This is a genomic window from Streptomyces sp. ActVer, assembly GCF_027270795.1.
Taxonomy (GTDB): Bacteria; Actinomycetota; Actinomycetes; order Streptomycetales; family Streptomycetaceae; genus Streptomyces; species Streptomyces umbrinus_A.
Genome location: NZ_JAPWHT010000456.1, coordinates 1 through 8,243, shown reverse-complemented (window position 1 = coordinate 8,243; position 8,243 = coordinate 1). Strand labels below are relative to the sequence as shown.

General features: G+C 70.3%; 7 protein-coding genes and 2 pseudogenes. 3 read left to right on the top strand and 6 right to left on the bottom strand.

The features are described 5' to 3' along the window. Positions 1-149: 149 nt before the first annotated feature. The 3 genes from O3Q52_RS43795 to rox all read right to left on the bottom strand — a co-directional run bounded on the left by O3Q52_RS43795 (position 150) and on the right by rox (position 2,949). Positions 150-689: a hypothetical protein gene (locus tag O3Q52_RS43795; RefSeq protein ID WP_269654096.1), complete on the bottom strand. Its 540-nt coding sequence runs from the start codon at positions 687-689 to the stop codon at positions 150-152. Positions 690-740: 51 nt separating this feature from the next. Continuing rightward, positions 741-1,124 (bottom strand): hypothetical protein, encoded by a 384-nt coding sequence (locus tag O3Q52_RS43790; RefSeq protein ID WP_269654095.1) that lies wholly within the window; start codon positions 1,122-1,124, stop codon positions 741-743. Between the two features lie 394 nt (positions 1,125-1,518). Next, positions 1,519-2,949, bottom strand: coding sequence for a rifampin monooxygenase (gene rox / locus O3Q52_RS43785; protein ID WP_269654094.1), 1,431 nt, complete (start codon positions 2,947-2,949; stop codon positions 1,519-1,521). 270 nt (positions 2,950-3,219) lie between these two features. On the opposite strand from rox, the gene O3Q52_RS43780 reads away from it, so the two are divergent. Continuing rightward, entirely contained in the window at positions 3,220-4,491 is a 1,272-nt protein-coding gene (locus O3Q52_RS43780) for a hypothetical protein (RefSeq protein ID WP_269654093.1), read from the top strand. Positions 4,492-4,568: 77 nt separating this feature from the next. Here O3Q52_RS43780 and O3Q52_RS43775 read toward each other — a convergent pair whose 3' ends face one another. Both O3Q52_RS43775 and O3Q52_RS54480 read right to left on the bottom strand, forming a co-directional pair. After that, a complete protein-coding gene (locus O3Q52_RS43775) occupies positions 4,569-5,843 on the bottom strand; it encodes a sulfite oxidase (protein WP_269654092.1) in 1,275 nt (424 codons plus the stop codon). A gap of 138 nt (positions 5,844-5,981) precedes the next feature. Next, positions 5,982-6,065 carry a putative leader peptide gene (locus O3Q52_RS54480; protein WP_363189606.1) on the bottom strand — a complete coding sequence of 28 codons (84 nt, stop codon included), beginning with the start codon at positions 6,063-6,065 and terminating at the stop codon, positions 5,982-5,984. 288 nt (positions 6,066-6,353) lie between these two features. On the opposite strand from O3Q52_RS54480, the pseudogene O3Q52_RS43770 reads away from it, so the two are divergent. Beyond that, positions 6,354-6,959: pseudogene (locus tag O3Q52_RS43770) on the top strand (NADP-dependent oxidoreductase); the annotation flags it as partial. 51 nt (positions 6,960-7,010) lie between these two features. On the opposite strand, the gene O3Q52_RS43765 reads toward O3Q52_RS43770, so the two are convergent. Then, positions 7,011-8,006, bottom strand: coding sequence for an aldo/keto reductase (locus tag O3Q52_RS43765; RefSeq protein ID WP_269654091.1), 996 nt, complete (start codon positions 8,004-8,006; stop codon positions 7,011-7,013). A gap of 127 nt (positions 8,007-8,133) precedes the next feature. Between O3Q52_RS43765 and O3Q52_RS43760 the strand changes: the two are divergent. Then, a pseudogene (locus tag O3Q52_RS43760) lies at positions 8,134-8,243 on the top strand (transcriptional regulator); the annotation flags it as partial.

Sequence of the window (8,243 nt, the reverse complement as noted above, 5' to 3'; positions counted from 1 at the left end):
GGATGGTGCCGTCCGAGATGCCGCCGGCCAGCGTACGCCCGTCCCGGCTGAAGGCCAGCGCGGTGATCTCTCCGGCATTGATCAGTAGCGACACAAAGCGGATGCCTTTGGTGACACCGGTCCTTCGGAGGACCGGGGCGAGGGACGCGTCAACAGGGCCGGCCCCTGAGGCAGCCGGGGTGAGCAGCCCGGCGGTGGGGCCCGGGTCCGCGGGAGCCCCGTTGCGAGGACAGCCGCGACAGGGTCACGCTGGCAGCGGAAGCCGCGGCGGCTCCGAGTCCGGCCAGCAGGAGTGTGCGACGGTGCCGTCGACTCCCGGCGGGCACACGTCCCACCTCTACGGCGACGGCGTCCACCGGCTCCCCCAGGTGCTGCGCGTCGAGCGGCTGCGCCGACAGCAGCAGCGGGCTCGGCTCCTCCACCCCCTCCGGCGGCGCCAGCCAGTACAGCCGGTACGTCGCGGGAGGCGGAAGCGGCGCGGCGCCGTCATGCACTTCGATCCGCACCGCGCCCGCACGCACCTCCCGCTCGGCACCCGGTACCTCGACGATCCGCCCCACGCCACTAATGATCCGGGCCGGTGCCCCGGTCAGCAGCGGCTGCTGCGCCGGGACCAGCCGCCCGGCGGCGTTGGCCGCCACGGTCTGCTCATCCGTCCACGAGCACGCTGCCGGCTGCGTCGTCACCATCCGCCTCCCTCCGGAATACCCCTCTCCCATTTCCTCACCGCCGTACCCGCGTCAAGGTCCCGAGGAAGGCGTCCTGGCCCACTGCTCCCAGGGTTTGGGGGCATGCCTGGTGATCCTCGTGCGTCGATGCCGTGCGGCCGACCTGCTGATGTTCATGACGGTGGCCAGACGTTCGAGGCTTCCGTCGGCCGCGGTGCAGGCTCGGATCAAACCGTCGCGAATGCCTTGGAAGCGAGTTGGGAGCCGGTCGAGTCCACGCAGGGCCGCAAGCCAATCGCCGGGAGTCGGGGGCGGTGTGCCGGGGTCGCGGGAGTTGCTGCCAGTGCGGAGCATGCCCATGGCCCACAGGTAGCTGTCGAAGATCTCGGCCATGAGGGTGGCATCCCCGCCCATGGCTTCAGCCTCCAGGGCAGTCAGGGTGATGGTGATCTCCAAACCGCCACTCTGGTCGTCGCCGGATCGGCACGAAACAGTCATCAGCTCCCCCAGGGCAATGACCGAATGTCGCTGCCATAGAAGTCGATCAGCTCGCCGAACCCGAAGTGCCGGTCAACGCCCGCTGCACGAGCTCCACTTCGATCGGCACCTCCGTCATCCCCTCATGGTCGCGGCGAAGTTGAGATCGAAACAGGGGAGCATTTGGTCTCGCTCGCGGATTCCTGAAGGCCAGTTCCAGGGAATCTGAAGGTGGTTACGACTGTCGGGGCAGAGTAGCCGTCGAATTCGGGGCCACCACCGGTGGTGGCCCCGAACCTGGCTCTGTACGGCACCGGCGGCGCCGAATCCGGCCTGAGACAGGTCCCCGACCCTCCGACCCAGAGCTGCGTGCTCAGTCGACGGCAGTGCCGAACCACTTGGGCAACTGGCTGAGGAGGTCCTGCTGGTCGTCCCCGGCCCACGCCACGTGGCCGTCCGGTCGGAACAGTACCGCCGGCGCGTCCAGTTCCTCGCTGACGTCGACGACGTGGTCGACCCGGTCCGCCCACCCCGACACCGAAAGCCGGCCGGTCTGGTCGAGGAGGAGGCCGCGGCCGCCGTGCATCAGTTCATAGAGGCGCCCCCGCTTCAGCTCCACGTCCCGCATCCGTCGGCCGAGCAGTTCGTGGCCCTCGCCGAAGTCGTAGCGGGCGCCGATCGCGATGACCTTCTCGATCAGATACCGATTCACCTCCTCGAAGCCCATCAACTCCGACATCAGCCGGCGCACCGACTGGGGGCCCGGCTCGGGGGACATCAGCACGGTCTGTGCGCGGGTGTTGTCCAGTACGTCTGCGGCGACGGGGTGCCGTTCGGTCTGGTAGCTGTCCAACAGCCCTTCCGGAGCCCAGCCGTTGACCTCGGCGGCCAGTTTCCAGCCGAGGTTGAACGCGTCCTGGATTCCAAGGTTGAGGCCCTGCCCGCCCAGCGGCGGGTGGATGTGCGCCGCGTCGCCGGCCAGCAGTACCCGGCCGGTCCGGTAGCGCTCGGCCTGCCGGGTCCCGTCGCCGAAGCGGGAGAGCCAGCGTGGTGAGTGCACACCGAAGTCGGTGCCGGCGAACACCCGCAACTGCTGCTTCACCTCCTCAAGGGTCGGCGGGACCGCGCGGTCCTCGGCCAACCCTTCGGCGGGCACGACGACGCGGTACAACGACCCGCCTCCGTAGGGCCCGACGCCGAACCGCAGGTGGGTCTTGCGGACTTCGGTCACCGCGGCGGCCACCGTCTCCTGCGAGGCGGTCACCTCCATCCCGCTCAGCAGCGTCTCGGGCCCGGCGGGCTCGCCGGGGAATCCGACGCCGAGCAGCTTGCGCACCGCGCTGCGGCCACCGTCACAGCCGACGAGGTACCGCGAGCGCAACTGTGCGCCGTCGGCCAGCTCGGCGGTGACCCCCTGGTCGTCCTGGCTCAGCCCGACGAGTTCGCGGCCGCGCCGGACATCGACGCCGAGTTCGGTGGCGTGCTCGGTCAGCAGGCGGTCGGTGACAGGCTGCGGGATGCCGAGAACGTACGGATGTGCGGTGTCCAGCCGGTCCGGCGACGGCTTGGTGATGCCTGCGAAGAAGCCGCCGACCGGGTACTGCTTCCCGAGCGCGAGGAACCGCTCCAGCAGACCGCGCTGGTCCATCACCTCGACGCTGCGCGCGTGCAGTCCGAGCGCGCGGACAACCTTGGTCGGCTCCGTCTCCTTCTCCAGCACGACCACGTGCACGCCGTGCAGCCTCAACTCGGCGGCCAGCATCAAGCCCGTCGGTCCGCCGCCGACCACGATCACGTCAATCATCAGATCCCCCTCATCCAACAAGGCCTCATCCGGCCCGTTGCTCCGCCCGGTCCGGCAGCTCGCACGCCCGTGTCCCGGCGCCGATTGCCTGCAGCCGCAATGCCAGTCGTACTTCCGGCCGGAGATTCTGCAGCAGGACCCGGGGCTTGCCGCAAGGCCCCTGGTGCGCTATAGGTTGATAGTGGCAAGGAGAGGGCAATCTCCTTGCCTTTGTTGTGGGTCGGCGGCGCCCCGGGAATGAGGTCCGACTCCATGGGGCAAGGCCCCACCATGAAATCCCGAAGAAGTATTCGACTCGCTTTAGTAGCCCTGTTCACTCTGGTAGCCGCCGCGCTGGCACCGGGCGCGATCACCGGTGCGGGAGCCGCCGCCACCGCCTACACCGATCCGCTGGAGACGATCGGCGCGAGTGAGCGGGCGGGCTACGGGCTCCGTTGGAACGCGGTCACCCCGGAGACGACCGCGAACCTCGACTCGAAGCTCAACAACGTAGGCGTCACCGAGGTGTTGGAGAGCGCCAACCACCCGGCGCGCTCCTGCAACGCCGCCGAGCGGGGCACCCTGCCGACCGCTCCCACCGCGAGCACCAGCTTCTGCTGGGACACCGGCGACGCCACGACCCCGGACTGGCACCCCCAGTCGATCACCAGCTCGGGCGACGCCGACGACGACGGCGCCTGGGGCACCAACAGGCTGATCCTGGCCGGGTGGAGCTACGTCGGCACCGGAACCGGAGACGCCCGCTACAACACCGTCCGCGTCGCCTTCATCGACTACAACAACCCCGCGGCCCCCAAGTACCGTTGGGTGCTCCTGGTGACTCCCACCAGCGGCGGCGAGAACTTCGCGCGCGTCGCCGCGCATGCCGGAGGCATGGCCTGGTACGGGGACAAGCTGTTCGTCTCCGGTCAGCAGGGCCACACGAACGCGATCTACGTCTTCAGCATGCAGCACATCCTCCAGGCCTCGGTGAACAGCTACGCGATCGGCAAGGTCGACGGAGGCTACTCCGCCTGGGGCTACCAGTACGTCATGCCCGCCATCGGCTCGTATTCGTACGACGCGGGCGCCTGCACAGGCAACGTGAACACCGCTGTGCCCTGCGTCGGTTCGCTCTCGCTCGACCGCAGCAGCGTGCCCAACAGCCTGGTCACCACCGAGTACCTCAACAACGGCACCAAGGGCCGCATGCTGCGCTACAACTTCGGCAGCGACTACCTGCTCAACAGCAGCACCGCCTCCGGCTCCTTCGTCCCGGCCGTCCAGGGCTACCGGAGCGGCGTGGGGAACATGCAGGGAGTCCTCGCCCACAACAACGTCTGGTACGTCGCCCATGCCTCCGCCTCGTCCGGCGTACACGGACACCTCTGGGGACAGACCACGACCCGCAGCGTCGCCACCTGCGGAGGCACCTACCAGTGCTGGGCAGAGCACCCGGAGTCCCTGACGTACTGGCAGAGCACGGGCCAGGTCTGGTCCCTGACCGAGTGGGAGAACCTACGGACGGTGTTCGCCGTGCCCCTGTCCTCACTCCCCAACTGAAGCGTTGCGCCGAAGGCCGCGAACAGACAGCCTGAGCCGGTCTGTTGGCGGCCTCCGGTCATCGTGAAGGGCGGTCGTCAGACCACGCTCACGGGATGCCGCACCACCGCGTCGAACAAGTACCCCTGTGTGTTCGGCACGGCCGTGTCCGGCTGAGTACGGCCGGCCGTGTCGGTGGCGCGGGCCAGCAGGTGGGTGGCACCGCGCGCGTCGGGCCTCCAGCTGAGGGACCAGCGGGACCAGGTACCGGCGCCGGGCCTGTCGTGAAGGCGGGCCGGCCGCCAGCTCGCCCCGGCGGCGGTGCTGACATCGACCCGCGCTACGCCGCCCGCACCCGACCACGACCGCCCGTGCAGTACGTGCCTCTGTCCCGCCGGGAACGTGGCACCGCTCGCCAGCTCGAAGGCGCTCTTCGTGGCCTGCCGGGTGAGGGGCGCGCTGCCGCCCGCCGGGTGGGCGGGGCCGAACAGCCGGTAGAAGGTGGTGTTCCACGGCGAGTAGAGCGGCTGCGCGGACACCTCGATGTCGCCGACCCACTTGATCGACGCGATCCCGATCCAGGAAGGCACCAGCACCCGTACGGGATATCCGTGATCGTGGGGAAGCAGCTCACCGTTCATCTCGTACGCGAGCAGTACGTCGTCCAGCGCCTTCGCCAGCGGCAGCGGACGGCGCACCCTGCCCAGATTCTCGCCTCCGCTGATGTACTCGGCGTCCAGGCCGCGCGGTTGCACGTCCACGGCGTACGGGGACAGCCCGGCCCGGCGCAGCACGTCGGCGAGGCGCACCCCGCGCCAGCGCGCCACACCGATCGCGCCCAGAGTCCACGGGGTCCCGGTGACCGTCTCGCCCTGCTGGGTCGTGTAGTAGGAGCGTCCGTTTCCGGCGCACTCGACGAACGCGGTACGGGTGACCGCCGGCAGAGCTCTCAGATCGTCGTACCCGAACTCCACCGCCCGGGCCTCGCCGGGGGCGCCGCGCAGTCCACTCCCCCACAGCCGCAGCCTCCATTCGTCGGCCTGGAGGACGGGGGTGGTGGTGTGGTTGCGTACGAAGAACCGCTCGTTGGGGGTGTGGAGGCCAGTCCCGCGCAGCGCCTCCCAGCGGGTCTCGGCGTTGGTGCCGCGTTCGATGAACCACTCGGGCGGCAGTGTCTTGACGATCGGCCGGTCGGCGGCATGGGCGACTCGCGTGGCGCCCAGAGCGGTCCCGGCGGCAGTGGCGGCGAGCAGGGTGAGCAGCCGACGGCGGGTGACCCCGTCGGCCCGGGCTTCACCGGCGAGCCACTGGTGCAGCCTGCGGCGGTCGTAGGCGGATTCGTCGTGATGAGGGGAGGGGGCGGCAGAGGGCATGGCGAGTCCTCGTCAAAAGGGGTGGAGAGCGCGAGAGGGGGTTGGACGCAGGCCGGGGCAAGTAGCTAGCGGCCAGAATTCCGAGCACAACAGGCCTGCACAGCACGGCTGTTGGCTGGAGATGAGGAAAGCGCGTGATCAGCCGGTCGTCCGACACAGTGCCGCGGCCACCCGGACGAGGTCCACGGCGCGGCGGCGAGTCAGAGGCTCCGGCGACGGCATGCCGGGATGCAAGCACGTGGCTCGCACAGGTGTCAACGGCGCCCGCGTGTCAGGGAGTCAGCTGACTCGGCACGCCCAGTGCCCTGGCTACTCGGGCGTACCGGCGGGACGGCGGAGACACGAGGTGCGCCGGAAGGCGGGAGTTGCCTTCGAACAGCAGGCCGGACAGCCGACGACCGTCTTGCCCTTGACGCGTACGTCAAGGGTTAGCGTCTGCGCGCCGACAGCCGGGCAGGTCCGACTGTCCTCCACGCCCACTCACCCACTCACCTTTCCAGGAGCCCCAACATGGCCACAGTCCTGCCTGCCACGACGCGCGAGATCCTGCTGGCCGACGCCCCTGAAGGGCTGCCCGGACCCGAGCACTTCGCGGTCGTCGAGAAGCCGCTCTCCGCCCCCGGTCCCGGTCAAGTCCTCGTCCGGAACCGGTACTTCCTCGTGTTTCCGGGGCTGCGCACCCTGATCGGCGGCCAGGCCGACGGCGTACCACTGCCGCGCATCCACGCCGGCGACGCGCTCTTCGGTCCCGCTGTCGGCGAGGTCGTCGCGGCGGCGGAAGGCAGTTCGTTGCGGCCGGGGGACGCGATGACCCACATGCTCGGATGGCGGGAACACGCGCTGCCGGCGGAGGCCGACTGCACTCCGCTCGGCGATGTCCTGCCCGACCCCGTGGCCCATCTGTCATCCGGGTCGGCCGCCTACGGAGCGTTGACCCGGCTCGCCGAAGTCCGCGCCGGAGACACGGTGTTCGTCACGGGGGCGGCTGGAGCCGTGGGGTCACTGGCGGGTTCGCTGGCGCGTCTGCTGGGCGCCACTAGGGTCATCGGCAGCACCCGTTCGCCGGAAAAGGCCGAGCGGCTGCGGGCCGAGCTGGGCTACGACGCGGTGCTGGTGCCGGGACCCCAGTCGCTCGACGCGCAGTTGGCCGTTGTCGGGAGTGCGGACTCAGTTGCCTACGCCGAGGCCTGACATGAACGCGGACGGGTATCGGTCGCCGCGCGCCGCACCCGGCGGCACCGCCTTCTCGATCTCGGCGAGGTCGTCCGCGGTGAGGGTCAGCTCCAGCGCGGGCAGCGCCTCGGCCAGCCGCTCGCGGGTGCGGGCGCCGACCAGCGGCACGATGTCGTCGCCCTGTGCGGCCACCCAGGCGATGGCCAGTTGGGCGACCGTGCACCCCTTCGCGTCGGCGACCCGGCGCAGTGCCTCCACGAGGGCGAGGTTGTGTTCCACGTTCCCGCTCGAGAATCGCGGGCTGAAGCCGCGGCCGTCGCCGGGACCGGCCGTGTGGCCGGCGGACCAGTGCCCGGAGATGAGGCCACGGCTGAGGACTCCGTACGCGGTCAGACCGACGCCGAGCTCCCGCAGCGTAGGCAGAACGTCCGCCTCCACCGCACGGGACAGGAGGGAGTACTCGATCTGAAGGTCGGCGACCGGGTGGGCGGCATGCGCGCGGCGGATCGTCGCCGCGTCGACCTCCGAGAGGCCGAGGTACCGGACGTACCCGGCGTCGATCATCTCCTTGATCGCGCCGACCGTCTCCTCGATCGGTACCGCCGGGTCAAGCCGGGCGGGACGGTAGATGTCGATGTGGTCGGTGCCCAGCCGGGTCAGCGAGTAGGCCAGGAAGTTCTTCACCGCCTCGGGCCGGCCGTCCTGCCCACCGAACTCGCGACCCGGCCCCCGCAGCTGGCCGAACTTGACGCTCAACCGGTAGCTGTCCCGGTCCCGGCCGCGCAGCGCCTCCGCGAGCAGCAGCTCGTTGTGGCCCATGGCGTAGAAGTCACCGGTGTCGATCAGCGTGACGCCTGCCTCCAGCGCGGCGTGCACGGTGGCGATGCTCTCCGCGCGGTCGGCCGCGCCGTAGGCACCCGACATGCCCATCGCGCCCAGGCCCAGCGCGGAAACGGCAGGGCCGGTGCTGCCCAGGGTTCGTGTCTGCATCGTGTTCTCCTTCGTGGTCGGTCTGCCGTCCACCTTCCGGCGGCGCCGCGACGTACGGGAGCGGAGCGTTCATCCTGGGAGAGCCGCTCCCTGGCTCGGCCCGCCCGCCGCGAGAGACGATGGGGCCATGGAACGTGACCAGCTCGCCGACTTCCTGCGCCGCCGCCGCGAGGCGATGCGCCCGGCCGAGGTCGGTATCGCCGACGGCCCCCGCCGCCGAACCACCGGTCTGCGCCG

What these genes read in the sequence shown, in the direction of transcription:
- O3Q52_RS43795 (WP_269654096.1), bottom strand. Translation starts at nt 689, where the DNA reads ATGGTGACGACGCAGCCGGCAGCGTGCTCGTGGACGGATGAGCAGACC.
- rox (WP_269654094.1), bottom strand. Translation starts at nt 2,949, where the DNA reads ATGATTGACGTGATCGTGGTCGGCGGCGGACCGACGGGCTTGATGCTG.
- O3Q52_RS43780 (WP_269654093.1), top strand. Translation starts at nt 3,220, where the DNA reads ATGAAATCCCGAAGAAGTATTCGACTCGCTTTAGTAGCCCTGTTCACT.
- O3Q52_RS43775 (WP_269654092.1), bottom strand. Translation starts at nt 5,843, where the DNA reads ATGCCCTCTGCCGCCCCCTCCCCTCATCACGACGAATCCGCCTACGAC.
- O3Q52_RS54480 (WP_363189606.1), bottom strand. Translation starts at nt 6,065, where the DNA reads ATGCCGTCGCCGGAGCCTCTGACTCGCCGCCGCGCCGTGGACCTCGTC.
- O3Q52_RS43765 (WP_269654091.1), bottom strand. Translation starts at nt 8,006, where the DNA reads ATGCAGACACGAACCCTGGGCAGCACCGGCCCTGCCGTTTCCGCGCTG.